The 25757-nt window shown below is 57.7% G+C and carries 26 protein-coding genes and 1 tRNA gene; 15 read left to right on the top strand and 12 right to left on the bottom strand.

Annotated features, from left to right (window positions below; translation table 11 throughout):
• Positions 1-249: 249 nt before the first annotated feature.
• The 5 genes from L6963_RS11440 (at position 250) to L6963_RS11425 (ending at position 3224) form a co-directional block, all read left to right on the top strand.
• Positions 250-639, top strand: a complete 390-nt coding sequence (locus tag L6963_RS11440; RefSeq protein ID WP_237207685.1) for a hypothetical protein — start codon at positions 250-252, stop codon at positions 637-639.
• Positions 636-1049 carry a hypothetical protein gene (locus L6963_RS11435; protein ID WP_237207686.1) on the top strand — a complete coding sequence of 138 codons (414 nt, stop codon included), beginning with the start codon at positions 636-638 and terminating at the stop codon, positions 1047-1049. Before L6963_RS11440 ends, L6963_RS11435 begins: the two co-directional genes overlap by 4 nt.
• Positions 1050-1182: 133 nt before the next feature.
• On the top strand, positions 1183-2469 hold the full coding sequence (locus L6963_RS11430; RefSeq protein WP_237207687.1) for an RHS repeat-associated core domain-containing protein: 1287 nt from the start codon (positions 1183-1185) through the stop codon (positions 2467-2469).
• Positions 2470-2753: 284 nt separating this feature from the next.
• Positions 2754-2885 carry a hypothetical protein gene (locus L6963_RS11830; protein ID WP_272878958.1) on the top strand — a complete coding sequence of 44 codons (132 nt, stop codon included), beginning with the start codon at positions 2754-2756 and terminating at the stop codon, positions 2883-2885.
• Positions 2886-2951: 66 nt separating this feature from the next.
• Positions 2952-3224 carry a hypothetical protein gene (locus L6963_RS11425; RefSeq protein WP_237197841.1) on the top strand — a complete coding sequence of 91 codons (273 nt, stop codon included), beginning with the start codon at positions 2952-2954 and terminating at the stop codon, positions 3222-3224.
• Between the two features lie 264 nt (positions 3225-3488).
• Here the strand turns inward: L6963_RS11425 and L6963_RS11420 are convergent, their stop codons facing one another.
• From L6963_RS11420 to L6963_RS11405, 4 genes are all read right to left on the bottom strand, one after another.
• Positions 3489-4049: a hypothetical protein gene (locus L6963_RS11420; protein ID WP_237207688.1), complete on the bottom strand. Its 561-nt coding sequence runs from the start codon at positions 4047-4049 to the stop codon at positions 3489-3491.
• A gap of 876 nt (positions 4050-4925) precedes the next feature.
• Positions 4926-5993: a hypothetical protein gene (locus tag L6963_RS11415; protein WP_237207689.1), complete on the bottom strand. Its 1068-nt coding sequence runs from the start codon at positions 5991-5993 to the stop codon at positions 4926-4928.
• Between the two features lie 52 nt (positions 5994-6045).
• Positions 6046-6231, bottom strand: a complete 186-nt coding sequence (locus tag L6963_RS11410; protein ID WP_237207690.1) for a hypothetical protein — start codon at positions 6229-6231, stop codon at positions 6046-6048.
• A gap of 227 nt (positions 6232-6458) precedes the next feature.
• Positions 6459-6542 (bottom strand) — tRNA-Leu (locus tag L6963_RS11405).
• 318 nt (positions 6543-6860) lie between these two features.
• Between L6963_RS11405 and L6963_RS11400 the strand changes: the two genes are divergently transcribed.
• Genes L6963_RS11400 through pknB form a run of 7 tightly spaced genes read left to right on the top strand, consistent with a single transcriptional unit; the run spans position 6861 to position 16534 of the window.
• Positions 6861-7688: an FhaA domain-containing protein gene (locus tag L6963_RS11400; protein WP_237207691.1), complete on the top strand. Its 828-nt coding sequence runs from the start codon at positions 6861-6863 to the stop codon at positions 7686-7688.
• Between the two features lie 3 nt (positions 7689-7691).
• Entirely contained in the window at positions 7692-8195 is a 504-nt protein-coding gene (locus L6963_RS11395) for an FHA domain-containing protein FhaB/FipA (protein ID WP_185173720.1), read from the top strand.
• Positions 8196-8198: 3 nt separating this feature from the next.
• Positions 8199-9938: a PP2C family protein-serine/threonine phosphatase gene (locus L6963_RS11825; RefSeq protein ID WP_272878959.1), complete on the top strand. Its 1740-nt coding sequence runs from the start codon at positions 8199-8201 to the stop codon at positions 9936-9938.
• Complete coding sequence (locus L6963_RS11380) at positions 9938-11389, top strand: FtsW/RodA/SpoVE family cell cycle protein (RefSeq protein WP_237207692.1); 1452 nt, start codon at positions 9938-9940, stop codon at positions 11387-11389. Before L6963_RS11825 ends, L6963_RS11380 begins: the two co-directional genes overlap by 1 nt.
• Entirely contained in the window at positions 11382-12824 is a 1443-nt protein-coding gene (locus L6963_RS11375) for a peptidoglycan D,D-transpeptidase FtsI family protein (protein WP_237207693.1), read from the top strand. Before L6963_RS11380 ends, L6963_RS11375 begins: the two co-directional genes overlap by 8 nt.
• Positions 12821-14542 carry a protein kinase domain-containing protein gene (locus tag L6963_RS11370; RefSeq protein WP_237207694.1) on the top strand — a complete coding sequence of 574 codons (1722 nt, stop codon included), beginning with the start codon at positions 12821-12823 and terminating at the stop codon, positions 14540-14542. Before L6963_RS11375 ends, L6963_RS11370 begins: the two co-directional genes overlap by 4 nt.
• 27 nt (positions 14543-14569) lie before the next feature.
• Positions 14570-16534 (top strand): Stk1 family PASTA domain-containing Ser/Thr kinase, encoded by a 1965-nt coding sequence (gene pknB / locus L6963_RS11365; protein ID WP_237207695.1) that lies wholly within the window; start codon positions 14570-14572, stop codon positions 16532-16534.
• An 87-nt stretch (positions 16535-16621) separates the two neighbouring features.
• On the opposite strand, the gene L6963_RS11360 is transcribed toward pknB, so the two are convergent.
• From L6963_RS11360 to L6963_RS11350, 3 genes are all read right to left on the bottom strand, one after another.
• Positions 16622-17263, bottom strand: coding sequence for an aminodeoxychorismate/anthranilate synthase component II (locus tag L6963_RS11360; RefSeq protein WP_237186450.1), 642 nt, complete (start codon positions 17261-17263; stop codon positions 16622-16624).
• Positions 17264-17327: 64 nt separating this feature from the next.
• Positions 17328-17489, bottom strand: coding sequence for a hypothetical protein (locus L6963_RS11355; protein ID WP_237207696.1), 162 nt, complete (start codon positions 17487-17489; stop codon positions 17328-17330).
• Positions 17490-17522: 33 nt separating this feature from the next.
• A complete protein-coding gene (locus tag L6963_RS11350; RefSeq protein ID WP_237207697.1) occupies positions 17523-18341 on the bottom strand; it encodes a class E sortase in 819 nt (272 codons plus the stop codon).
• A gap of 131 nt (positions 18342-18472) precedes the next feature.
• Here L6963_RS11350 and L6963_RS11345 point away from each other — a divergent pair, with 131 nt between their 5' ends.
• Together L6963_RS11345 and L6963_RS11340 are read left to right on the top strand one after the other, a co-directional pair.
• Entirely contained in the window at positions 18473-18748 is a 276-nt protein-coding gene (locus tag L6963_RS11345; protein WP_237186461.1) for a cell division protein CrgA, read from the top strand.
• Between the two features lie 9 nt (positions 18749-18757).
• Entirely contained in the window at positions 18758-18943 is a 186-nt protein-coding gene (locus L6963_RS11340; RefSeq protein ID WP_135012635.1) for a long-chain fatty acid--CoA ligase, read from the top strand.
• Here L6963_RS11340 and L6963_RS11335 read toward each other — a convergent pair.
• From L6963_RS11335 to L6963_RS11325, 3 genes are all read right to left on the bottom strand, one after another.
• On the bottom strand, positions 18940-19995 hold the full coding sequence (locus L6963_RS11335) for an arsenic resistance protein (RefSeq protein ID WP_237209162.1): 1056 nt from the start codon (positions 19993-19995) through the stop codon (positions 18940-18942). The genes L6963_RS11340 and L6963_RS11335 overlap by 4 nt on opposite strands.
• A 162-nt stretch (positions 19996-20157) precedes the next feature.
• Complete coding sequence (locus L6963_RS11330; RefSeq protein ID WP_237207699.1) at positions 20158-20697, bottom strand: YceI family protein; 540 nt, start codon at positions 20695-20697, stop codon at positions 20158-20160.
• Between the two features lie 117 nt (positions 20698-20814).
• Positions 20815-21729: a LysR family transcriptional regulator ArgP gene (locus tag L6963_RS11325; protein WP_237186466.1), complete on the bottom strand. Its 915-nt coding sequence runs from the start codon at positions 21727-21729 to the stop codon at positions 20815-20817.
• Positions 21730-21799: 70 nt separating this feature from the next.
• Between L6963_RS11325 and L6963_RS11320 the strand changes: the two genes are divergently transcribed.
• On the top strand, positions 21800-22423 hold the full coding sequence (locus L6963_RS11320) for a LysE/ArgO family amino acid transporter (protein ID WP_237186468.1): 624 nt from the start codon (positions 21800-21802) through the stop codon (positions 22421-22423).
• Here L6963_RS11320 and L6963_RS11315 read toward each other — a convergent pair.
• Positions 22420-24027 carry an ABC transporter ATP-binding protein gene (locus tag L6963_RS11315; RefSeq protein WP_237207700.1) on the bottom strand — a complete coding sequence of 536 codons (1608 nt, stop codon included), beginning with the start codon at positions 24025-24027 and terminating at the stop codon, positions 22420-22422. The genes L6963_RS11320 and L6963_RS11315 overlap by 4 nt on opposite strands.
• Positions 24028-24241: 214 nt before the next feature.
• Positions 24242-25480, bottom strand: a complete 1239-nt coding sequence (locus tag L6963_RS11310; RefSeq protein WP_237207701.1) for a hypothetical protein — start codon at positions 25478-25480, stop codon at positions 24242-24244.
• Positions 25481-25757 lie beyond the last annotated feature (277 nt).

Raw genomic sequence — 25757 nt, 5'->3', positions numbered from 1 at the left:
ACGCAGACGACACTCCTGGTGCAACCTTCTAGCCCCCGATGACTTCGAAGCACTCACATCAGCTACACTGACCCAAGCAGCATAGCTAACCCCCGACGTGTCTACTTTCCAGGGGTCAGGCCCAGGGGTCCTTAGGAGGTGGTGGATGATGCTTTAGTTGCTGTTGTTTGATGTGTTAGTTTTTTGGGTGGTGGGTGTGACCGAAACCCAGTACATATCAGTCAGACGGTGCAGAGTGTTACTTCTAATGTGGCTAGTAATAATTTGGCGTATGGTTTAGGTGATTTTCAGGAGCATACTGTGGGTGGTTATGTTCGGGCGACGGTTTCTGGTTTGGGGGTTGGGGTGTTGTCGCCGAGGGTGACGCCGTTGAGGCAGCAGGCCATTGGTAGAGCTAGTGTTGATGCCGGCTTAGTGGAGAAGGGTCTTAACGGTGTGAAAGGCTTTGCTATAGATAGGGCTGCTGATTTTGGTTTGGGTATGGGTAATTATGCAGTGACACCGCAGGAAGAAGAGCTGAAGATATCTGATGCTTTGAAGGATGGTTTCAAGTCTGCTGTGAGCGGTGGTTCTGGGATGGTGAGTTCTGGTGCTGCTGATAGTATTCGAGCGGCAACACCGAAAGTGGTAGGGGAATGATGGCAAGAAATTCTAAAACAAAAGGTTCGGGTCAGACGCGGAAGCAGAAGATTTTTTCGTCTCTAGCGTTTCTGGTATCGATATTTATTTTTGTAGGTATTCCTTTAGGGGAGAAGTACCGGCAGGCTAATGCTGTGGATCAGCAATGCACCATTGTCTCTGCTGAGGTTTCAAGTAGTCGTAGTGGTACTGGTGGTTTATCGACTTCAAGTACGAAGTTGAAGATTCGTACGGAGGAGTGCGGAACTGTCTATGTTTCTAAGGTTTTGTCTCCTTCTCATGCTGGGTCTTGGGATGAGATGGCTGCTGAGTTAGATGGGTATCGGGGTCAGCAGGTGGTGTTGGTGTTTCCTCCTTTTCAGTTACCTGCTGAGGGGGATTATGCACTGGGGTATGGGTATCGTTTGTAGGTGATGCGGGGTGTTGGTGTCTTGTTGGGTGCCAGCACCGCCTTCCTTTTATCCTCATAGCCAGGGACGGCGTCGTCCTGATTGTTTACTAGAACCTTTCTTCTTCTGTTTCGCCTGTCTCTCGGATACCACCGTGTCTGTTACCTCCTCTTCGTCTTCTGCTGCTGTCCCTGGTTTTGGGGTGACGGTTGCTGGGTCTTTGCAGGTTGCTGGTCTGGAGATTCTGGGGGCTCGTGTGTATGACTGGCAGGTGCGTGGGTTTATGTCTCCTGATCCGTTGGTGTCGCCGGTGGGTGCTGGTTGGGGTGCGAATGTGTATGCGTTTGTGGGGAATGCTCCGGTGGGTTTGGTGGATCCGTGGGGTTTGTCTCCGATGACGGCTGGGGAGTTTCGGGAGTATCACCAGTCCAATACTCGTAACCGAGCCTGGACGCGGGTAGGTAGCAACCTCGCAGACGGAGTTGCTGGCTTGTGGGACTGGACCAAAGACAACTGGCAAGGAATTGTCATGGTTGGAGTCGGAATCGCCGCAACCGTAGCCCTAGGACCTGTTGCTGGAGGCATAATCGGCGGCGCTCTGATTTCAGGCGGTATCTCCTCAATGACAAATAAAAACGCAGACGGTTCCACCAACTGGCATGCTGTCCTAAAAGACGCCGTATTCGGTGGAATCGCCGGTGGTGTTGGTGGTCTAGCGGTCAAAGGAATAGGAGCTTTAGGCTCCACGATAAGTAGCTCAAACAGCGCAACTGCCTTTGCTGGTAGCGTAGTTCAGGCTAACCGTGCGGCTGCGCTGACAGATGATGCGTTAGCAGCTTGGTCACGCGGTGCTCAATGGGCGCAATGGGCTGACGATCTTCCACGGTGGAGAATAGTTTCTCGTACTTATGCCCAGCGGCAGGTACAGATTTCTACTGCGCAGGCTCAGGCTTCCTTTAGTCAGGCTTCTGCTGCCTGGTCTGCTAGTGATGATCTTTTGCGTTCATCTGCTAGTTACTATGATCAGGCTCAGTATTTTGCTGGTTCTAGGTTTGTGGATTCTGTTACGGGGCGAGCTGTTCAAGGTGCTGGTGCTGGTGGGGCAGGTAATGCGTTGCAGTATACGATGCCGAATACGGATAATTATCAGGTGCGGGAGGACTGGAATATGAGGGGTGTTGTGTTTGCTGGTGGTGTGGGTATGGGGACTGGTGTTGCTACGGTCGCTGTTCCTGGGCTGGTTTCTGGAAACTCGAAGGTAGCGGATATTACTGAGTTTGGTCTGACTCGTGGCACTGAGTTTGCCGCAGGCGGAATCAACAATTCAGTTACTACTACCGATGAAAATAAGAACGATGACTTTGCCCAAAAGGGCATTGAAGAGATGGCCAAGGGAATAATTTCCAATCCTGGAGATATAAAAAAGTTAGTTCAACCGTAGGGAATTTAATGTCAAAACAACGAATATCATGGGCGGAAACCCCGCCATGGCGCAAAGTTACAGTTATTTTGTTATCAATTTGCTCTGCTCTTCTTTTTGTTGGTCTCGGGGCGCGATTTGTTCTCAATGAATTATTCCAAGGAGAGCAAGTCTGTACCGTAGATTCCGCAAAGTTCAACAGTAGTTCAGGGGGAAACGGTGGGCCCACCGCGTATCGTTCTATACACATTGAGAGTAGTGACTGTGGGGATATTGTTATCACGACTACAAGGTATCCACGGGACATGAACGATGCAGCTTTGTTGGAGTTTCTGCAGGCTCATGAAGGGAAAAAGTTTGTGTTTGTGACTAAGTTTGTGCAGTTTCCTGATGCGTTGAGTTCTTTTGGTATTGCATCTACTCAACCTGTTGAGTAAGTTGGATTCAGTTAACAAATTTTCGCATAAAATAATCTGAAACACCATTTAAAGAAAGAGAAGAAAATGTTACTGGGTCTTATCGCTGCGGTTATTATTGCGGGACTAAATACACCTTTGGCGACATTTCTTGCAGGGCGCGTGAAAACACCGGGTGGTTTTTTACTAACCTATATGCCGCTGGGTTTAATCAGCGTAGTGCTGGGGTTCGTAGTTCTCTCGTTATTCTTGGTTTTTAATGCTGGAACGTATTGGTTGGTGGGATTGCTGGTATACGCCTCGATAGGTGGGAGTAAGTTTAAGGAGTTGAGGCGGTTACGTTCTGGTTTTGGTGGCTAGATGACGGGGCGGTATGGAGGCCCTGGGGCAGGTGAGGACGAGTATGGGTAATTCTGTGGAGGGTAAGAAACCTGTTAGTCGTGGTGTGATATGTACTGGGTTTAGTTCCGCTCCCGTAAATTGAAAACAAACAAAAAACAATTGTCGGAACTAAACCACGTACGTATAACAGTACATATCAAGCCAGCCAATTACTGATGTCCGTATAAACACAAGACAGCCCTCTCATCCATAGCCACGTTGCAGAGGTATCTCGAAATTGATTTACCAGTTGCCGTTATCAGGTACAACAATCTTCACTGAGCACGCAGAATCAGAGGTAACATACTCGCCATGCTCCGAAGCCATATACGTTACTTCACCACCTAAAGCAGTTTGAGCCCGAATACTTCGCGCGTTATCTGCTGGACTAAAGTTGCTAGGCTGTAAGCCTAAAGACTCCCAGTATTCCCATACTGCATCTACCTTCTTCTCATACTCTGTAGCAGAATAGTTCACGTCATTCTCAAGAATCACTCCATAACTACCCTGATCTTCACCTGCATCTGTTTGACCGCAATACCCCACAGGATCCATAGCATCAAACTTCTCCAGCGAAAAATCAGAATCATCAGCAAGGCGAAAAGTCAACGGATCAGTACCAGCAGCTTTAAGAGTTCCCTTAGTAATATCGCGAAACTCCTGCTCCATCTCGCTACCGTTTGCTGTTGAACTACTAGCAGAACTTGACGATTTATCCTTCTCAGCATCGCCACAGCCCGACAATACGTTCACACTAACCAACCCCACCGCTAATAGATTCAAAAAAACCAAATTCTTTTTCACTGAATTTCCTCATCTCACTTACTTTCAACATTAATTAAATCTGATTGCGCTATATCTTGAGACGATTTAATTTTCTGCATCAAGTCCGTGGGAACTTTCCCGTCTACTAAATCATCAGCAGTGACACGTCTCAAGACGGGTTCCCCCCTAAAATCCTGTTCAAAATACCAAGGCTGATAAAACTTCTTCTGGAGATCTTCGGAATAACCCATAGAAGCTCGCACCCCATAGGTAAGACTCGTGGTATCAGCATGAACAAAGCCTTGGTTTTACTTAGCCATAGAATTACACCCCAACAACATCAAAGCTACGAGACAGAAGCCGACGACGACGGGGCCGGAATCTCAGCAGAGCACGGTGAATCCACATTCACATAATCCACACCGCCCTCACTAACCGTATACAACACCGTCACACCCGCCGGAGTAGAAGCACCAATCGTAATCCCCGGAGCATCTCTCGTTCCCGGAGCAACATTCTTCACCTCCCACCCCAAAGACTCCCACCGGGCACGAACCTTCTCAGACTGCACCTCCCACTCCGTGGCCGTGTATTTCCTATCCCCTTCAACCACAGCAGCATAGTGATACTCAAACCCGTCTTTAGCATTCCCTCCGCACCCAGTAGCGCGATATTGACCTGGCTCAAAAGAAACTTCAGAATAAGGTTTGCGGCCGTTCCATTCAAAGTGTTCTGTCCCTAATCCGGTAGCCTCTACCGTCTCCTGAACCGCTACCCGAAAATCATCCCGCACGGCTTCCACATTCACACCAGAATCGCTCCCCACAGAGCACCCGGAAACAACCACCACAAACACACCCACACAAGACGCCACCAACCGACGCATCCGAACACCCCTACACCTATCGTTCCACTTCATCGAGTTGCCTGCCTCGAATAATACTCCACCTCATCACGAGTGCCTGCTACTTGATCCTCGACTATGGACACCTCACCTTCAAAACGTTTACGCACCAAGGAACCGAACGACAAGGGCAACCACCTCTTCTTCCCCAGAGCCTTGACCAAACCCTGAGGCCTCTTGCTCTTTACTGTATTCCACCAGCTATCCTCAGACACAAACACAAACGACTCCCCAGATACCGGGTCGGCTTCACCCACCACCATGCGCAGCTGACCTGACTCAAGAACACTTATCTGCACATCATCCACAGAAACGTTAGCAAAGGACACCACCCAACTGTGACGCCGCACATAATCCTCACCCGGTACCTGCACAAAACTTAAAAGGTTCTTATCCACAAACATCTCAACGGTGCGTGTACGGGTTGGTTCAAGATTTGGCTCTTGTTCAAAGTACATGGACTTGCGGTAGTGAAGCTCTTGTGCTGATAGATACTGGGTGGGCACTTGACCAGTGAAGGTGAAGGGGCCGGTGATGGTTCCTCTGAGGGTATAGCGGTGAGTGGGGTTGGAAGGGACGAAGTGGTGGTAGAGCTTAAAGCTAGTGTGGGTGTTGGTGAAGGCTGAGAGTTCGATGGCGTAGGGTTGGTTGGTTGTGCGGATGTTGGTGATGGGTTCTGTGGGTGGTGCTGTGGGGGTGGGGATGCGGTAGAGGCGGGTGGCGTGGATGTGGTGGTGTTGTGTGTGGCGGGTCCAGGCGTAGAGGGTGTGGTGGGTTTCTTTCCACCAGCGGGGGCGGGGGCCGATGAAGGGGGCAGTGGTGAAGGAGGCTGCGCCCCAGGTCAACACCAGCCACCCCAGAGACCCAATACCTGCTAAACCTACGAATAAGACTAGCGGGTTCTCGTTGCCGAGATAGTTCATCATGACTGATGAAATAAACGTTATTGAGAAGAAGAGTCCACTGGCACCAAGAATGAATAGGTAGAGGTCCATCCAGAAGGGGTCTTTGGTGAGGGCGTAGGTGCGGTTTTTTCCTGCGCCAAGGAGAGCCCAGCCACCAAGACCAATAAGGCTCAAGCCAATCCAACCAACATGTGCTGATGTTATTTCGAAAGGTACCACGGTGTATTTATCCTTTTATTCCTTGATATATGTTGCCGAAGAAGTCAGCCATGCCATCATCCACGTTCAATTTCTTAGCGGCTTCCTCCCCAGCCCAGCCACCGATAATACCGCCAGCAATACCACCGACCACACCGCCGATAGCGGTGCCTGCACCAGCAACAAACCCAGATCCCGTTGCAACCGCACTCACACCTACCGCCCGGGCTCGCTTTCCCCTCCGAAGAGGCTAGCAATTAATTAACTCAAATACATTGAACCCCTGCTCCCTTACGTGATCTTCATACCCCTAGACTAGATATCCACGTACATGCGACGGCCTACGCCTTTACGTGGTATTTACGTGGCGGGCCTGTTTTCAGGCACGAAAAAACCCGCTCCCTCTAGCTCTCACTAAGGGAAACGGGTTTTTCTTCACCGTGCGCAAGGGGGGACTTGAACCCCCACGATCTTGCGATCACTGGCACCTGAAGCCAGCGCGTCTGCCAATTCCGCCACTTGCGCATTATTCATTTTTTTACCGTTGCTGAATGAGCAACGAAGATAACTATACACACACCCCCAAGAAGATGTCCAACCGCTCTTAAGTGTCCTCAACCACACACAAGCCTATAAGGCACCCAAAACCGGCGCGCGGGCGTCCGCTCCCCACCCTCAAACCCGTGAGATAGCAGGGCTTTACCAGGTTTTCCCGGGGAGTTTTTACGGTTATCCACTAGACTAGAAGCTTAGGCTGTGCGCACACCCTGCGCAGCGAATCAGCTCGAGCACCCGCAGAACACGGCGCGGTGCGCCCGTAGTTTTGTGTTGAAGGAGGCAAGCATGGGGTTCATCGACAGACTTGAACAGGGCCTAGAAAAGGCCGTGCGTGGCACCTTCAGCAAGGGCGGCACTTTTGAGCCGGTAGATATTGCCAACCGGCTCCGCACCGAGATGGACAACAAGGCCTTCTCCGTCTCGTCCGGGCGTACCATCGCCCCCAATAACTTCACCGCCGAATTTTCTGCCAGTGACTTTTCCCGGGCCCAGCAGTGGGGTGTGCCCCTGGCTGAAGAGCTCTGCGACGTGGTCATCCGCCACGCCCGCGACCAGGGCTACTCCCTACGCGGGGCGGTGCGCGTGACCTTCTCGCTCAACAACGAGCTTGAACCGGGCAGCTTCGACGTCACCAGCGCAGTCAAGAAGATGCAGGCTCCGCAGGACGAATCCGCCCCGGCCCCGGCTCCTCAGGCAGCACCTGCCCACCCGGCGTCCGCACCCCAGTCAGTTCCCACGCGCATTACCCGCCCAGCAGCGCCCCCGCGCACCGAGCCTGTGCCCGCCCACCAGCTGCCGCAGTCTCACCGCCCCGCCCCCACCCCCCAGGTGGTGCTCGACATCAACGGCGAGCGCGTAGTCGTGCGCGATCTGCCGGTCACCCTGGGGCGCGGGTCGAACGCAGATATCACCGTTGAAGATACGGGTGTCTCCCGCCGCCACCTCGATATTGTGGAGCAGGATGGCACCTATCTGGCAGTTGATCTGGGGTCCACGAACGGTTCTTACCTCGACGGTAAGCGCTTGCACGGCCGTGCTGAGCTGCGCAACGGTTCTGTGATTGAGATGGGCCGGGCCCGTATTGTTTTCCGTCTGATGGTTCGTAAGGGGTAGCTTGTGGCATCTGAAATTACCGTGACGGTTTTACGTTTCGCCTTTTTGGGCCTGCTGTGGCTGTTTATTTTTATGGTTCTTGCTGCGTCGCGCCGCGATCTGGGTGTGGGGCGTAATATCCGCACTGCGCGGGCTCAGTTTGAGGACGCCGCTGTTGATGCGCCGGTTGCTCCGGCAACTCCTGCCCACCCGGCACCGGCGGCTGCCCCGCCTGCCCGTCCGTCCCTGCTCACCATTGTGGACGGCACCCAGGCCGGGGCTACCATGCGCCTGGGCGATAGCCCGGTGACCATTGGTCGAGCCACCGATATTGAGGTCTCCCTTCAGGACGACTACGCTTCGGGTCGCCACGCCCGTCTTTTCCCGCAGGGGTCACGCTGGTTCCTTGAAGATATGGGGTCAACCAACGGTACTTTTGTGGGTGATACCCGCCTGACCCGTGCTACTCCGATTGAGGCTGGCCAGCTCTTTAGGGTTGGCCGTACCACCATGCAGCTGAAAGCCTAGTGCATGAGTATCGCTTTCCGTTTTGCGGCCCGCTCCGATGTGGGGCGAGTGCGCTCTAAAAACGATGACTCGGGGTATGCGGGCCATTACCTGGCGGTGGTTGCCGACGGCATGGGCGGGCATGTGGGCGGCGACGTCGCGTCGGCCACCACAGTGCTTGATCTGACCCCTCTTGACCGGGCCGGTTTTGAGGGTAATGCCGGGGTGTATCTGGCTGATGAGATTGTGAATGCCAATATCATCATGAATGAGCTGGTAGCCCTGAACCCGCGCCTGGCGGGCATGGGTACCACCTGCACGGCCCTGCTCATTGACGGGGACCGCATCGAGATGGCCCACATTGGTGACTCACGTGCCTACCGCCTGCGCGACGGGGTGTTTGAGCAGGTCACCACCGACCACACCTTTGTGCAGCGCCTGCTACAGGAAGGGCGTATTAGCCCCGAAGAGGCCGAGGCCCACCCGCACAAGAACGTGATTATGCGCGTGCTGGGCGATGTGGACGCCAGCCCCGAGCTTGAACTGCGCACCCTGGACGCCGTGGTGGGCGAGAAATGGGTGCTGAGCTCTGACGGCCTGGACGCCGTGGTGCAGGTAGCTGAGATTGAGGCGGTCATGCGCTCCACCGGCGACCTGCAGCAGGTGGTCGATATTCTGACCGACATGACCCTGGAACGCGGCGCCCCCGATAACGTGACCGTGGTGGCCCTGCAGGTCATTAGCGAGGATTCCCTATCTGCGGCGATTACCGCCCCGCAGCCGATTATTCCGGTGCGTAAGTACGGTAAGGACGGAGAGCTGGTGGGGGTTTACCCCACCGTGGAGCAGGAGGCCGCTGAGCCCACCTCCAGCGACAGCGAGGCAGAGGGGGCGGACGCCGGTGAGCCGGTAGACGAGGACGGCGAGCACCGCGCCCCCTGGCGCCGCCGCATGCCCCAGCACGCCAAGATGCGCAACGCCCTGCGCCACGGCAAGTGGCGCGGTGAATCCTTCACCGACGGCGTGCTCAACACGATGACCGTCAAGGCCGGGGTGGACGCCGTACCCCCCGCCAGCGGTGAGGGGGAGGGCGAGCCGACCCCGGCGTCCGTCCTTCGCCAGGAGCTCTCGGAGCGCCCCCACGACCTGGTGGGAGCTGCCGCTAACGCAACCCAGACCGGCATGATTCCAGCGGTGACAGCCCGCACGGCCCAGAACATCAGCACTCTCTCGCAGCAGCAGGCCACCCAGACCCTGGAACCTGCTGAGCTGCCCGAGGAATACCGGGTTGCCCTGAGCAACGAGGTGGCACCGTCGCCCCACCGCTGGCCCATGCGGGTCTTCGTGGTGGCCCTGACCCTGGCGGTTCTTGCGGCGAGCGCCTGGAGCTTCTTCTCGTGGACCAAAACCCAATACTACGTGGGTGTTAAGGACGACCACGTGACGGTGTTCAACGGCATCAACCAGTCCCTGGGGCCGGTGAGCCTGAACAGCGTGGTGGAAGAGACCGATATTGAGGTCAGCTCCCTACCTGAGTTCTCCCAATCGCTTCTGCGCAGCACTATCACCGCCACGAGCCAGGACGAGGCTGAGCAGATCGTGCAGAACCTGCGCGACCAGCTACCGGCTACGGTCACACCGGGAACCGTCACCACGGCAGAGCCCACCCCGAGCGCCTCTGCCAGTGCCTCGGGTGAGCCGAGCCCGGCGTCCGAAACCAGCCCAACACCCGATACCAGCACAACTACCCAGGGAGGTAACTAGTGAGCGCTTCATCTGCCGCATCTGCGGTTGAGCTGCCCCGCTCCCGCCGACTGACCGAACTGGTTCTCACCGTGCTCGCGGTGTTGCTCTGCCCTGCTTCCATGTACCTGGTAGACCCCGAAGCGGCCCTGGAGAACCGCATGTGGGTACAGGCTCTTACCGTTCAGGGTGTGGGCGCCCTGGTACTACATGCCGTTATGTATATGCGGGCCCGCTACGCCGACCCCTTTATTCTGCCGATTGCGGTGGCTCTCAACGGGCTGGGTCTAGCCATGATCTACCGTATCGACCTGACCACCACCGCTAACGCGGGGGCGGCCCAGCTCATGTGGACCGGCGTAGCCATGATTGCTTCAGCCGTGGTGCTCTTCTTCCTGCGCGACCACCGGGTACTGCGGAAGGTCACCTATATCTCTCTGGCTGCCTCGATTGTGCTGCTCCTGCTGCCGCTGCTACCGGTCATCGGTACCGAAATTAACGGTGCCCGCATCTGGATTTCACTCGGCGGCCGCACCTTCCAGCCCGGTGAAGTCGCCAAGATTACCCTGGCTATCTTCTTCGCCGGTTACCTCTCAACCCACCGCGACCTGATCATGCTGGCCGGTAAGCGTATCGGCCCGGTACGTCTGCCCCGCTTCAAAGACCTGGCTCCCATGTTTATCGCCTGGTTTGTCTCGCTGGCGGTGCTGGTTTTCCAGCGCGATTTGGGCTCGGCTATCCTCTTCTTTGGCATCTTCCTGGCCATGCTCTTCCTGGCAACCGGAAGCCTCACCTGGGTTGCCCTGGGCCTGCTCTTTGTAGCCGCCGGCGGCGTCCTAGCCTACAACTACATCTCCCACGTCTACTACCGCATCAACTCCTGGGTGCACGCTTTTGACCCCGAAATCTACAACCAGCCCCTGGGTGGCTCGGGTCAGATCGTGCAGGGCCTCTTCGGCTTGGCCTCTGGCGGCCTGTTCGGACGCGGCTGGGGCAACGGACGGCCCGACCTCGTCTCGTATTCCAACTCAGACATGATTATCACCGCCCTCGGTGAAGAGCTGGGCCTGCTGGGTCTGGGAGCGATTCTTATGCTCTTCCTGCTGCTGGTCTCCCGCGGTTTCCGCGCGGCCCTGGGCACCCGTGATGCCTTCGGTAAGCTCCTAGCCGCCGGTTTCTCAGCCCTCATCGTGATTCAGCTCTTCGTGGTCATTGGCGGCGTCACCCGCCTGATTCCGCTGACCGGCCTCACCACCCCCTTCATGTCCGCCGGTGGCTCCTCCCTACTCTCGAACTGGGTCATCGTAGCCATCCTGCTTGCCATCTCCCACACCGCCCGTGCCCCGCACGTGGTAGAAGAGTTCGACGAGGCAGACAGCATCGACTACGAGGGCTACGAGCCCGAGGGCGCCACGTCCGTCATCTCTAGAATTACCGAAACCAACCGTTCAGGAGGTGCTCGCGGTGAATAAAGCTATCCGCCGGGCATGGATCGCTGCGGCCTGCGTCTTCGTGATGTTGCTGGGCACCCTGACCTACATCCAATTCTTTGACGCTAAGAACCTACAGGCCAACACCTGGAACTCGCGTACCCTCTATGAAAGCTACGGCTCCCAGCGCGGTTCTATCGTGGTGGACGGCGTGGAGATTGCCTCGTCCGTAGAATCAAACGACGGCTACGCCTTCCAGCGCACCTACTCCCAGCCCGAGCTCTACGCGGGGCTCACCGGTTACTTTTCATCCATCTACGGGGCAACCGGCCTGGAATCTGCCATGAACGACCAGCTCTCTGGCAACTCCGATGCCCAGTTCTACGACCGCCTGGCCCAGATGTTCACCGGCAACACAGCCCAGGGGGCCAGCGTTGAACTAACCATCGACAGCCAGCTGCAGCAGCTGGCCTATGACCTACTGGACGGCTACAAGGGCTCCATCGTGGCGCTGAACCCCAAGACTGGCGAAATCCTGGCTATGGTGTCCACCCCCTCCTACGACCCCAACACCCTCTCGTCCCACAACGCCGAGTCGGTGCTGGCCCAGTACGCGGCCCTCAATGAGGACGCCAACCACCCGCTCTACAACCGCGCTATCGCGGGCGACACCTACGCACCCGGCTCACCCTTCAAAATTATTGACGCCGTAGCCGCCCTCGAATCGGGTAAATACAATGCGGACTCGGTGATCCCCAACCCGCAGAACCTGAACCTGCCGAACACCACCGTCACCCTGCCCAACTACATCGGCGGCCAGTGCTCAACCCGCACGTCCGCCACCATCGAGTGGGCCCTGGCGCAGTCCTGCAACACCCCCTTTGCCCAGATTGCCATGGACCTGGGAGAGGAAACCATCGCCCAGACCGCAAGCAACTTTGGCTACGGGCAAGACCTCCAGATTCCCCTGACCGTGTCACAGTCGGTCTTCCCGACCAACATGGAAGACAGCCAGCTAGCACAGGCGTCTATTGGTCAGTACGATGTGAAGACCACCCCTTTGCAGGTTGCCATGATGAGCGCAGCTATCGCGAACGACGGTGTGCAGATGAAACCCAACCTGATTAGGTCGGTTAAGTCTCACAACCTCAGCTCGCTGTACGAGTTCTCAGCTGAGGAGCTACGACGCTCCACCTCAGCCGATATCGCTAACCAGGTAACAGAGTGGATGGTAAACGGCGTGAGCAACGGTATCGCCTCGGGCGCCGCAGTGAGCGGGGTTCAGGTGGCCGGTAAGACCGGTACCGCTGAAATTGGAGACACCGGGTTGAATAACTCCTGGTTCACCGGTTTCGCTCCGGCTGACGACCCGCAGGTAGCTATCGCGGTAGTCTATGAAGGTGTAGACGTCACAACAGGGGCGCAGCTTGCTGCTCCCGCAGGTAAACAACTTTTTGAGGCGGTGTTGAACAAGTGAGGCCTTCGGTAGATGTGACTCTTGGTGGTCGCTACACCCTGACCGAGCGTATCGCGATTGGCGGTATGGGCGAGGTCTGGAAGGCGCGCGATAAGGTCTTGGGCCGTACCGTCGCCGTAAAGATTCTGAAAGAGGAATATACGGGCGACCCCGGCTTCCTGGAGCGTTTCCGCGCCGAGGCCCGCCACACCGCCCTGCTCAACCACCCCGGCGTCGCCAACGTCTTTGACTACGGTGAAGAGGACGGCTCTGCCTACCTGGTCATGGAGCTCGTTCCCGGGGAGCCGCTGTCTAACATCATTGAGCGCGACAAGCAGCTACCTGCTGACCGCATTCTCAACATCATGGCGCAGACCGCCCGCGCCCTGGCAGCCGCCCACGCCCAGGGTCTCGTGCACCGCGACGTGAAGCCCGGCAACCTGATTATCACTCCGGACGAGCGGGTGAAGGTCACCGACTTCGGTATCGCCCGCCTGGCTGACCAGGTACCCCTGACCGCCACCGGCCAGGTCATGGGCACCGCCCAGTACCTGGCGCCTGAGCAGGCAACCGGCCAGCAGGCCACCCCCTCCTCAGACATGTATTCTCTGGGCATCATCGGCTACGAGTGCCTGGCAGGCAAGCGCCCCTTCACCGGCGAATCGCAGATCGCCATCGCCCTGGCACAGGTCAACGATCCGCCGCCGCCCCTGCCCAAGGACGTCCCCGCCCCCGCAGCAGCGCTCATCATGTGCCTGCTCTCCAAGGACCCGGCGGACCGCCCCGAGACCGCCACCGCGCTGGCGTCCGCTATCGACGCCATCCGCCGCCGCGACATCCCGGCCGCCATCAAGGCAGTACCGCCCCTGGGCAAGTTCCTGCCCCAGGGGGCAGATACCCAGGCCACCCAGGTCATGACGGCTCCCACCGCCGTGGCTCCCGCAGCGGCCCGGTTTGGCTCAGGAGCCCACTACGAACCCGAGCCCACCACCGCCCGTGTACCCAGCGCCCCGGCCGCTGCCGCCTACCCGGCAGCCGAGCCCCCGGCAAAGAAGAAGAGCCCCTGGGGCTGGGTATCCCTGGTGCTTGCCCTGCTCCTCATTGCCGCCGTCGTCTGGTTTGTACTAGCTGGTAGCAACCGCTCCAGCACCACCGGCGACAGCACCCCCACCGCCTCGGGTACCGTCTCAACCGTCAGTGTCTCACCCACACCCAGTGCCAGCGAAACCAGCACCGAGAAAACCCGGGTAGAGATTGACTCAGCCTCCTTCGAGGGCCGCCCCCTCGATGAGGTCGTCAACGAACTCACCGCCATGGGCTTCTCAACCCGCACCACCGGCGTCACCTCCGACTCCGCGGTAGACACCGTGCTCTCCGTTTCACCTACCGGTAGCGTAGAAGTGGGCGAAACCATTACCGTGCAGTACTCCACCGGCCCCAAATCAGTGACCCTACCCAGTAATCTGGAGGGTACAGACTCTGAAGAGGCCATCAACGCGATTACCGCCCTCGGCGTGAACGTGCAGATTCACTTTGAAGAAAGCAGCAGTGCCCGCGAAGGCACCGTGCTCCGCACCAGCCCCACCTCGGGGTCCCGCGTTGAGGTAGGGAGCAGCGTAGACGTCTACGTAGCCAAGGCCCCCGCAGCCAGTGCATCCGCATCGCCGAGCGCCTCAGCATCACAGTCAACCACCGGCTCCGATTCAGCCTCACCGAGTGCTGATTCAACCGGCAACTAAACTCCACCGGAAATGATGGGTGAATACATGGACCAGCAGGTTCCTGAAACTATCGATCAGCGCTACGAGGTCGGGGCCGTTATCGGCTCCGGCGCCATGGCGACCGTCTACGAGGCGGTTGATACACGCCTGGGGCGCAAGGTTGCGTTCAAGGTTCTACGGACTGAGCATGCTCAGGACGTCATCTTCCGCGCCCGTTTTCAGCGCGAGGCAGAGGCCGTCGCGGCCCTCAACCACCGCTCTATCGTGGGTGTCTACGACACCGGCTCCTTCGATATTCAGGTAGGTAGCTCCGAGGTCTCTGTGCCCTTCATGGTCATGGAGCTGGTTCAAGGCACCACCCTGCGCGACGCCATGTCTCGCGGCGAGGTCGACCAGGCCCAGGCCCTAGCCTACGGTGTGCAGATTCTTGAGGCTCTCGATTACAGCCACAGCGCAGGTATCGTGCACCGCGATATCAAGCCCGCCAACGTCATGATTCTGCCCCAGACAGCAGAGGACCGTGAGCTGGACGAGCCCGGTCAGATTAAGGTCATGGACTTCGGCATTGCCCGCGCCGCCGAAGAAGCTGGTGACGCCCTGACCAAGGCCAACACGGTCATGGGCACTGCCCGCTACATCTCCCCCGAGCAGGCCCGCGGCGAGACCGTCGATGCCCGCAGCGATGTCTACTCGGCTGCCTGCGTGGTGTACGAGATGCTGGCTGGGCGTTCACCGTTTGACGCCCCCACCAACGTAGAACTGGCCGGTAAGCACCTGAGCGAGACGCCTCAGCCGCCCAGCGCTTTCGCCTCAGAAGAGGTCTCCCCTGCTCTCGATGCCGCTGTGCTCAAGGGCCTGGCCAAGAACCCTGCCAGCCGTTACCAGAGCGCCGGCGAATTCGCGTCCGCCCTCAAAGATGCCCAAAGCAGCATACTTACCGGTAGCGACCAGGACCCCACCGAAGCAACCACCGCTTTCGGTGCGGCTACCCTGGGCGCAGGCGCCGCAGCAGGCGCTGTCGCCGCCACTCCTCGCGAAACCGAAGAAGCCGGCATTGGCAGCTTCTTCGACAACGCCCAGTCTGAATACACCGACGAAGAACTCTACGGTTACGGCTACGGTCAGGACCCTGCTAAGGCCCGCAAAAAGCGCCGCCGCAGCGCCTGGAGCAAGGCTCTCACCACTATGCTCATCCTCCTGCTGGCAGCTTTCGGTGTAGGCTCTGTGCTCTACTACCAGGCCAAGCTCAACGAGGTTCCCGTGCACGTGGTTCCTGCGGTTCAGGGGCTCACCAAGGAAGAGGCTGAAACCCAGCTGCGTAACCTGAACTTCGCGCTCAAGTTCGAAGAAGAGCACTCCGACACCATCCCCAAGGGTTCAGTTATCAAGACCTCCCCCGTGACCGGCCTCGAAGCTGAAGAGGGCAGTGAGATTGTTGTGACGGTATCGTCCGGCCCGGCTGTACTGACCGTACCTGCCAACCTTGAGGGCCAGAGTGAACAGTACGTGCGTGAGACTCTCACGAACGCTGGCTTCGTGCCCGGCCGCACCACCACCGTCAACAGCCCCACCATCCCCGCGGGCATGGTTGTTGGTGTAACCCCCGGCTCCGGTGAACAGGCCGATGCCGGAGCGACCATCGATATCATTCTCTCCAATGGTAAGGTTGAGGTCCCCAGCCTGGTCGGCCTGAGCCGCGATGCCGCTATCGCAGCACTGACCGCATCAGATACCCTGCTGAGCACCAATATCGAAACCGTCACCACCACCGCCCAGCCCGCTGGCACCGTTATCTCACAGAGTGCCACTGCCGGAACCCTGATTGAGCAGGGTTCAACCGTGACTATTCGCGTGGCGGTTGCCCCTGTGGCAACCAGCGCCCCCAGTGCGGCAGCTACTACCGCACCGAGTGCAGCGGCTACGGCCCAGGCCACCCAGCCTGCCGCTACGGCCACTGCCCAGGCAACCCCGAGCGCAGCAGCGAGCGCAAGCGGTAACAACAACGACTAGGTCGTGCTCAACCTATAAGAAAGCCGCCCTCCCCATGTGTGGGGAGGGCGGCTTTCTTATAGGGGTTTTTGGGCTATCAAGCTGGTGTTAGGCTGCTGGTTCAATGAGGGGAGAGAGGGTCGCACCCAGGGCTGCGGCCCCTTCTAGGCCTACTTCTTCGAGCCAGTTACCGAGCATGAGGTAGCCACCTTCTGTAAGTACCGATTCGGGGTGGAACTGTACACCGTGCAGGGGGGCGGTAACGTGGCGCAGACCCATGATGATGCCGTTATCGGTGCTGGAAGTAACCTCTAGCTCAGCAGGCAGGGTGGCAGGTTCAACGGCGAGGGAGTGGTAGCGGGTGGCGGTGAAGGGGCTGGGCAGGCCCTTGAATACGGACTGGCCTGTGTGCACCAGCTGGGATGTCTTACCGTGCATGAGCTCGGGAGCGTGACCCACAACCCCGCCAAAGGCTTCGGCGAGGGCCTGGTGGCCCAGGCAGACGCCGAGCAGGGGCTTGTTAGCAGTCTTGGCCCATTTGATGACGTCGATAATGACGCCCGCCTCAGCAGGGTTGCCGGGGCCGGGTGAGACGAGCACGCCGTCGTGCTCTTGGGCGAGGGCGATGGTCTCGTCAAGAGTCAGTTCATCGTTACGGATGACGGTGGTTTCAGCGCCGAGCTGCTGGATGTAACCGACCAGAGTAAAGACGAAGCTGTCGTAGTTATCGATGACGAGGATTTTGGTCATGGCACCTGCCCTTTCGTGATGGTGTCTTGATTCTATCGCACGGGGTGAGGCGGGCGTCCTGTGCTTATTGCTCTATGGTCACGTCGGTGTTGAAGGGGCTGTACTCGGCGAAGTGGGGGAAGACGTATTCCATGAGCAGGTAGACGGCGGCAGCTATGAGAGCAATGGCGATGATGATGCGCAGCCACAGGGGGCCGGGTAGGTGGCGGAAAATCCAGGTGTACATGGGGTTCCTTGGGGTGGACGGCGGTGGTTGGCTTTAGCCGGCGATGGCGGCGATTTCTTCGGGGGCACCGGCTTCAGCCGGCTGCCAGCTGACGAATTCGGCGTGAACTATGTAGCGTTCGGTATCGCCGTAGCGGGGGTGGCAGCTGGTGAGGGTGAGTAGGCGGCGGTCTGCGTCGGCGAGGGGCGCTTCGGGCTGGTCGGGGTTAGGGGCGATGACCTCTATCTGGGTGGGGAGCACAATCTTGTGCTCGTAGACCCGGTAGGTGTAGTAGCCCTCGGCGGTGCGCACGTAGATGTTGTCGCCGTTTTGGAGCAGGTCGATATTATCGAGCACTGCACCGTTGGTTTGGCGGTGACCTGCCAGGGCGAAGTTGCCGTATTCGCCGGGCATCTGGCTGCTGGGGTAGCGCCCCAGGCCCAGGGTGTCGAGCACATCGGTACCTACGCCTTCGGCGAGGGGCCGGGCGTAGTTTTGGCCCAGGCGGGGAATATAGACCACGCCGTAGGCCTGCCCGTAGGCAGGCGGGGTGGCAACCGGTGGGTTGGCGGGGTCGTAGTCGGGTACGACGTTTTCGGACGCCGCCCCCTCGGTGTTCTCCCCCTTGCCGGTGGTAGCGGGGCCGGGGCGTCCGCTGCCGCTGTTGAATTCTTGGATGAGACTGTCGACGGCCTGCTGCTGGGTGCGGTTGGCGTCGATGTTGGTCCACCAGAGCTGCCAGGCGACGAACAGGAGCAAGATAAGGCCCGCCGTAATCAGAAGTTCACCGACGATTTGGATAACCCATTGCAGGGGGGTGCGGCTAGCAGGGGGACGCGCGCGGCGGCTAGCGGTGGGGGCTGCTGTGGTCACATCTCACCTCGGCGTGGGACGGTTGCGGGGGACTGTTTAATGTTAGAACTTTTTCAGGTGGTACGGTTAAAATCGTCTCTGACCGTATATTTTGTAAACTGCCGGGAGCGTGCTCCCCTACTGGAGGAAAAGTGGCTGAGTCGAAGTCTATTCGTGACGAGGATTTTGAAGAGGCGGAGCTGCGCCGCGTTGCTGAGTCGATGTACAGCGACGATGACTTCCCGTCGCCGACCCCCCTCTGGTATCGCGTGATTATGTTCGCCATGATTGTGATTGGCGTGCTGTGGATTATTACCTTCTACATTTCCCAGTCGGTGTACCCGATTCCGGGTATCGGTAACTGGAATATCGGTATCGGCATTGGCTTCATGATGGTGGGTCTGGTTATGACCACCCGCTGGCGCTAGGGTGCCGCTGTGGCTGAGAAGAAACCTGAGACAACCAACCCCTCGAACTTAGCGCCGGTTGATCCGAACGAGACGCTGGAGCAGCGCGCCGATATTCGTGCCGCCCGGTTTGAGACCAAGCTGCGCCGGTGGGCGCTGTTTGGTGTGGTTGCCGCTGTGGCTATTTATTTTGTGTGGCAGGCGGTGGCGGGCTAAGGTGCCTGCGCTTCTGTCGTTTCCCCGTTACCGGCTTCCGGTAGCGGGGATTTTTGTGTGCGGTAGAGGGCAACCAGCACGGTAAGGGCTAGGAGCTCTACCAGGGTTTGGGTGAGTACCGCCAGGGGCATGAGGGCGGACGCCGGTTCGTCGGCTAGGGCGGTTGAAAGGCCGAGGACCAGGGGCAGTATCACGAGGGCATTCCGTGTGACGGCTGAAAAGGTGAGGGCGACCCGCTCGGGTGCGGGCAGGACCCTGCCCCAGCGTCGCAGGAGGGAGCTAGAAAGCAACCCCATACATATGGCGTATATGGCATATAAGCATGCCAGGGGCATAAGATACGAGGCGAGCTGGGTGACGTGAACGGCATGAGCAGCTGGGGTGAGGGCAAGCACCAGCACCATCAGCGGCACCATTAAAACACTTGCTGCATCTTCAGAATATCTCTGCAGGTGCCCACCTACTCCCTGAATAAGGGCCGCGCCCAGCAGGGGGACTACCACCACCGCCAGGGCGGCTACCAGCTGCGGCAGGGCCTGCCAGAGGGTGCCGTCAGCTAGAAAATCCCCCCTCCAGATACCGGCGGAACGGAAGAGCAGAAGCCACAGAGGAATAAGGCACATCTGCGCCAGGAGCAGGAGCGGGGTGCACGACAGGAGGCGCGCATGGGCGCCTCCCGCAAGACCGGTAAAGGTCACTACATAATCTACACAGGGTGCCAGGAGCACAAGTGCTGCGGTAAACACCAGAAGATCAGGCACCTGAGGCACAAACCGGTGAAGCCCCAGCAGAAGTAGCGCCACCACCAGGGGTGCTAGAAGAAAGTTGAGAGCCAGCAGGGTTTTAGTAAAACCGGTGAGCGCCCCGGGTTCCAAAAGGCCGCGGAGCGGAATCGTTAGGAAGGTGGCCAGGAGCAGCACACCAAGGGCCGGGGTAACCAGCGGCTGAGCAAGACCCGCAACCCCCGGCACAAAGGACGCCGCAAGCCCCACTGCCAGGGCAAGCAGGTAGAGCACCACCTGGTGTCTCTCCATGAAGCTGACCACGAGCATCCTTTCCCTTAAAGCAACCTACCCTCCCCTACTGTAAGGCAGGGAAGGGCAGGGCTACACAACACCTATCAGCTCGAGTTCAGCTGATTTTGCACCTTGGCTTGGGTATATGCCTCAAGCAGTGTGCTTTATCTCGTCAGCGTTCTCACGCTGGGAGTCTGATTACGCTTCGGGAGCGGTGAAGGCTACATCGAGGTTGATGACGACCTTATCTGAGACCAGCACGCCACCGGCTTCAACTGCGGCGTTCCAGGTGATGCCGAAGTCCTTGCGGGAGATGGTTGCTGAGACAGATGCGCCGGCGCGGGTAACACCGAAGGCGTCAACGACTGCACCGGTGAATTCGCCGGTGAAGGTGACGGGGCGGGTTTCGCCCTTGATGGTGAGGTTACCTGCGATGGTCAGGTCTTCGCCGTCGAGGTCGAAGGAGGTTGACTCGAAGGTCATGGTGGCGTGGGCGTCTGCATCGAAGAAGTCTGCGCTGCGCAGGTGGCCGTCGCGATCAGCGTTATTGGTGTTAACAGATGCGATCTGTGCGGTTGCCTTGATGGTGGAGTCTGCGATGTTGTCAGCGATGACGAGCTGGGCGTCGACCTGTTCGAAGGTGCCGCGCACCTTGGTGATGCCTGCGTGGCGGACAGTGAAGCCTACCTCTGAGTGTGCTGAGTCGTAGTTCCAGGTGCCTGCGGTGAGTTCTGCCATGATTATGCCTTTCAAGCGGTACGGTTTGTTTTCAACAGTTATTACTTTACAAGTAAAGTTTTACTCGTGCAAGCTGTGCGGTAAAAAATTTTACAAAGAAAATTTTAGCCGGCGGGGCTATCGCAGAACCCCTTCACCCGCAGCTGCCGCGTACACCCGTTCGCTCAGCCGGGCGAGCACGGGGGAGCTGATGTTCCAGTGCTGCCAGTAAAGTGGCACATCAACCGGCTGGGGGGCGAGCTCCACCAGGTCGCCGGAGGCAAGGGCGTCAAGGGCCTGCACCTCGGGCAAAATACCCCAGGCAATTCCCCCCAGAACGGCCCGCGCATAGTCGGGTGAGCTGGGCAGGTAGATGGTGGGTGAGCTCTGCCAGGAGTCAGGTTCCACCGCGAAGCGGTCGAGCAACAGGCCCCGGGCGGACGCTAGCCCAAAGTCCTTGCGGTCAAACTCCACCACCGGCGCAAGTGCTAGCTGCTCGGCGGTGACCTGCGGGTAGGCGGGAAAGTAGCGCGCCAGGTAGTCGCGGGAGGCAACCACGCGGTAGCGAATATCCCCCAGCTTCTCAACGGAACAACCGGCGATAGGTTCGGGGCGCGATGTCAGGGCAGCCATCACTTCCCCAGATCGCAGCAGGGCGGACGAGTGGTACTCGGCTTCTCGGCGCACGTCGCAGAAGATGCGGTCGCGGGCGGCCAGCTCTGCAACGGCCGAGAGGAACCAGGTGGCTAGGGAGTCGGCGTTGACGGCCACAGCTACGCTCTGCCCCTCTTCACTACCGCCGAGTTCCCGCTCCATTTCTGCGTGCAGGAATTCGCTTTGCCGGGCAATACGCAGGACGCTTTGCCCCGACTCGGTGGGAGCCACGGGGTTAGTGCGCTTGAGAAGTACCCGCCCGGCCAGCTGTTCCATTGCCTTGACGCGTTGCGAGATGGCAGAGGCGCTGACGCCTAAAATATCGGCGGCTGCGTCGAAGGTGCCGTATTCAATGACGGTGACGAAGGTTTGGAGCTGGTCGGTCGTAAAGCGCATCATAAGAACATCTTATGCTATTGAAGTTTCATTAGATAGCTTTATGAATGCTGGTCACCTACGATAGATTCTCGTGACTATCGCAGAAATCCTCCCCCACGTCCTCTTTGGCATCGGCACCTCGCTCTCACTCATTGTGGCTATCGGTGCCCAGAACGCCTACGTACTCAAGCAGGGCATCATCGGCAAGTTCATCTGGCCCATTGCCATCTTCTGCATTCTTTCTGATGCCCTGCTCATCGGCTTGGGAGTGCTGGGAATCGGCTCCCTGGTGGACTCAGCCGCCTGGGTACTGGAGATTCTGCGCTGGGGTGGCGGAGCCTTCCTCGTCATCTACGGTGCCATGGCTGCGAAACGTGCTCTGCGGCCGTCCGCCATGAAGGTCACCAGCGAAGACTCCGGGCCGCAGACCCTGGGGAAGGCCCTGCTCATTGCTGCTGCCATGACCTACCTCAACCCCCACACCTACCTCGATACCTTTGTTCTCATTGGTGGCATTGCGGCGCAGCAGGGCGACTACCGCTGGCTTTTTTACGCGGGCACGGTCACCGGTAGCGCTATCTGGTTTACCCTCCTGGCCTCGTGCAGCCGCTTCCTGCGTCCTGTTTTTGCCAACCCCCGTGCCTGGCGCGTGCTGGACGCAGGAATCGCCGCCCTCATGTTCTTCCTGGCCTACAAGGTCATGTTCGGGCACTAAGGCACCTGCCCGACCTGTAGGTAGGTATCTGAGGACTCGGTAGGGGCATCAGCGTCGTGGGTGACCACGACAACCAGATTATATTCAGCTATCTGCCGTATCTGCTGCCAGACAGCATCACGGTGTCCAGAACCGACACCCGTGGTCGGCTCATCGAGCACGACAAGAGAATCTTGGGGCCCAAGCAGGGTACGGACGAGCGCCACCCGCCTTGCTTCTCCGCCAGAAAGGGCGTTTCCCTCTCCAGCTACAGCATCACTAGACCTCCCGCCAGCCCGGGTGAAGTCTGGCAGCCCTAGCTCTCTGAGCATACGGTCTATATCTTCACCAGGTAGGGCACGATTTGCCTGAATCACCTGATAGGCAGTATCAAAAATCAGATTAGTACTCTGGGGCAAATACCGCACAGTCGAAAAAGTATCCAGTGGCACTACTTCAGCATCAGCAACTGCGCGGAACCCTAGCAGGGCTTCAAGCAAACTGGTCTTGCCGGACCCGCTTTCTCCACATAGCCAGATAATTCCCCGCCTACGAGTAGCTACCAACTGACAAAGCTGACCTATCTCGATAGCTTCTTGCCCTAATTGCACCCCCTTCCCTTGTACCGCTCGCGATGCCTCTTCCTGCTTAGCCATAGCCACACCCAGCGATGATAGGCCGAACCCTATATCCTGCACAGTTTGAATAGAGTAAAGAGCCACTCCAATGAGAGCTACAAGACCGGAAATCACCATGTCCATTTCCTGGCCTTTATTAAGAGCTGCGTAGACACCCATAAGAACGGCTAGAAGTAAGGCTAGGAACAGGGTCTGCCCCAAATATAGGTTGCGCGTAGCTCGGTAGGACTGCACCCCGGCTTTTTCTACCACAATACGGCTTTTCTGATAGTTGCGACGTGTCTGACCATGTAGCCCAAAAATAGCGACTTCCCGCCAATAGGCCACATAGTTGCTGAGCACTCCAAAGTTTTTGAGAGCAGATGCGTAGAAAGCCCCCTGTACCTGCTGATGACGTTTAATAAGGGGCATACTCAGGACTATAAAGAGCACGAGGCTCAGGACATAAAGGATGCCTACCGGCCAGCCGCCGACAAAACTCAGGGCTATAGCTCCACTAGCAAGGACGCTCACTGCTGGCAGAAAAGCGAGAAGAAGGGTTCCTAACACCTCACGGAATGCACTCATATGACCGTCAATAGCGTAGGCCAGTTCTCCATCATCCTGCCGTGCACGAGCCGGACGTGAAGAACAATAGGTATGATTCAATGCCTCCAGAGCTATCTCAGTTTGAGCAGCCTGCTCGAGAGCTCCATAGAGCGGATAAACCACGTAGGTAAGCCCTCGGGATAAAAGCCAGAGCAGGCTGTAGCCCATAATCAGTACAACCAAAGAGACAGGTTCAGAACCATCGAGAACCCAGATAAGGGCCACTCCGGGCATGGCAGAAACTACTACCCCTAGTGCTGGAGATAGCACTAAAGAGATTATTACTATCCAGGCATGCAAAGGGTTTACAGTATAAAACCGAGAAAAAGTAACAACGGAAAAACGCGAAAGAGAAATTAAAGTTTTCATTTTTACCTTCAAGACAACAAGCCGCCGCATATGGCGGCTTTAAAGAATCATGCTGTGTCTCTTTAGAAAGGCCTGCGCCATGGCACACTTACCCTCCCGCTTATCTCTGCAAGCGAGTTGATAGGATGGCGTCGAGCCTGAAGGCAAAAAATTATACGGTCATCGTTGACTTTCTGTATCTAGGAGAAAGCTAATCGACAAGCCTCCTCGTAGAGTCCATTCTGACAAACCTCTAGAGAAAAGGTCAACACCTTCTACTGCCGTGACGAGCCCGGTAGATATTTCGCACCATGACCGTGCGCCGCACCTGGCCAATGGCAGGCTCCAAGAACTCCTCCGCGTAGCGGGAATCCGTGCTAGTCTGCGCAGCAAAGTTAAGGGCAGCAAAAGCCCCCAGCACCATCGCAACCTTCACCAAAACGTCCGTAAACGGGAACTGCACACCCAACAGGGTCACCTTAGAGGCCTCAAAACCCAGCCAGCTCGTAATGGTGGCATCGGGGATAGCGATCGTGCCAAACCAAACAAAAAACAGAAAAACGACCCCGGCAAAAAGTACAGCCTGAATCATCTGCACCACAATCGGAAGAAGTACCAGGTTATTCCACTCGCCCCACCTAAAATCAGCCGGGCGGCCCAAGCCCGCAGCGGGCAAATTTTCAAGCTCCTGACGCCACCTGTCCCCAGCCTGCAGAGCAGCACCCGCGTACTCGGCGTCCGTAAACTCCTCCACCTTATCCCCTTTACGGGCACCCAGCAGTCGGCGGGTCTTCTCGGTTACTGTCGACGAAACAACCAGAAAGCTCAGCACCGTCAGGATAGCCACCACCTGCAGAGTACGCTGCATACTCAAAGCCGCCGCCACACGCCAGATATCGCCGTTCACAAAAAAGAAGAGCACGGCAATCATAAGCACCGGCAGCACCTTGACCACCATGCTTGAAAGAGCAGCCAACTCCTTCACAACCTGCCGAAGCGCCCAATAGCACAGGGAATCCAGGCCCAGGTAAACAGCAAGGAGCGTAGCTCCCAAGATCCAGAGCACGTCACCGGCAGCAAAGGCGTCAGCAACATCTGCCAGCCCTATCCAGCGGACAGTCTGCGGCAGCATGGAGAAAGCCGCTAGAGGCAGAAGCAGCGCACCAATTAGGGTTTGGCGCCAGAAGGGCAGGGGCTCTAGTAAGCGCGATACGGCCCAGGGCACGGCCAGGAGCAAGATGGGCGGCACGAGGGCTAGGGCAATGAAGATGGGCGTCAGGACGCTGTCTGGCACGTCTACCGGCACACCTCCGTCCTGCGCCTCAACATCAAGCTGGGCTAGGCCCCACAGCAGAGCAAGATAGGTGAAGGAGGAAACTATAAGCCAGGCAGAAAGCGGGGCGGAACGGGCGAGAGTCCATCGCGCACGCTCTCGCGCAGGGATAACTAGCGGAGCCCCGGCGGCTCTGAACCAGGTGTGTGCTTCTTGCTCGGTGAGTGTCATACTCTGATTCTACGGGCTGAGCTGAGGGGTATTTTTAACCGCACAATATATAAAATATTTGTTCTATTTTTATAAAAAGCAGTTTTTGGGTACAAAAAAGCGAGGGGTTCTATAGCGTTAGCTCTAGAACCCCTCGCTGATTCAACCCTTGGGTTGTTATCTCAAAACCATACAGTGGACGCAAACAACAAACAAACTCAGTCATAAAAGTGTAAGCCTTCGGACTATTAGTACCAGTCAACTCCACGGGCATTCCCCGCGTCCATACCTGGCCTAT

Origin of the sequence: Rothia nasimurium (genome assembly GCF_928392795.1) — a bacterium.
GTDB classification, from domain to species: domain Bacteria; phylum Actinomycetota; class Actinomycetes; order Actinomycetales; family Micrococcaceae; genus Rothia; species Rothia nasimurium_F.
The sequence above is the reverse complement of the archived record's forward strand: the minus strand, read 5'-3'. Positions and strand labels throughout refer to the sequence as shown.

Excerpts from the sequence above, each read along its gene's own strand:
- L6963_RS11310 (WP_237207701.1), bottom strand. The coding sequence starts at position 25,480 with ATGACACTCACCGAGCAAGAAGCACACACCTGGTTCAGAGCCGCCGGG.
- L6963_RS11315 (WP_237207700.1), bottom strand. The coding sequence starts at position 24,027 with ATGCGGCGGCTTGTTGTCTTGAAGGTAAAAATGAAAACTTTAATTTCT.
- pknB (WP_237207695.1), top strand. The coding sequence starts at position 14,570 with ATGGACCAGCAGGTTCCTGAAACTATCGATCAGCGCTACGAGGTCGGG.
- L6963_RS11355 (WP_237207696.1), bottom strand. The coding sequence starts at position 17,489 with ATGTACACCTGGATTTTCCGCCACCTACCCGGCCCCCTGTGGCTGCGC.
- L6963_RS11325 (WP_237186466.1), bottom strand. The coding sequence starts at position 21,729 with ATGATGCGCTTTACGACCGACCAGCTCCAAACCTTCGTCACCGTCATT.
- L6963_RS11400 (WP_237207691.1), top strand. The coding sequence starts at position 6,861 with ATGGGGTTCATCGACAGACTTGAACAGGGCCTAGAAAAGGCCGTGCGT.
- L6963_RS11360 (WP_237186450.1), bottom strand. The coding sequence starts at position 17,263 with ATGACCAAAATCCTCGTCATCGATAACTACGACAGCTTCGTCTTTACT.
- L6963_RS11425 (WP_237197841.1), top strand. The coding sequence starts at position 2,952 with ATGTTACTGGGTCTTATCGCTGCGGTTATTATTGCGGGACTAAATACA.
- L6963_RS11825 (WP_272878959.1), top strand. The coding sequence starts at position 8,199 with ATGAGTATCGCTTTCCGTTTTGCGGCCCGCTCCGATGTGGGGCGAGTG.
- L6963_RS11330 (WP_237207699.1), bottom strand. The coding sequence starts at position 20,697 with ATGGCAGAACTCACCGCAGGCACCTGGAACTACGACTCAGCACACTCA.
- L6963_RS11435 (WP_237207686.1), top strand. The coding sequence starts at position 636 with ATGATGGCAAGAAATTCTAAAACAAAAGGTTCGGGTCAGACGCGGAAG.
- L6963_RS11335 (WP_237209162.1), bottom strand. The coding sequence starts at position 19,995 with ATGCTCGTGGTCAGCTTCATGGAGAGACACCAGGTGGTGCTCTACCTG.
- L6963_RS11830 (WP_272878958.1), top strand. The coding sequence starts at position 2,754 with ATGAACGATGCAGCTTTGTTGGAGTTTCTGCAGGCTCATGAAGGGAAA.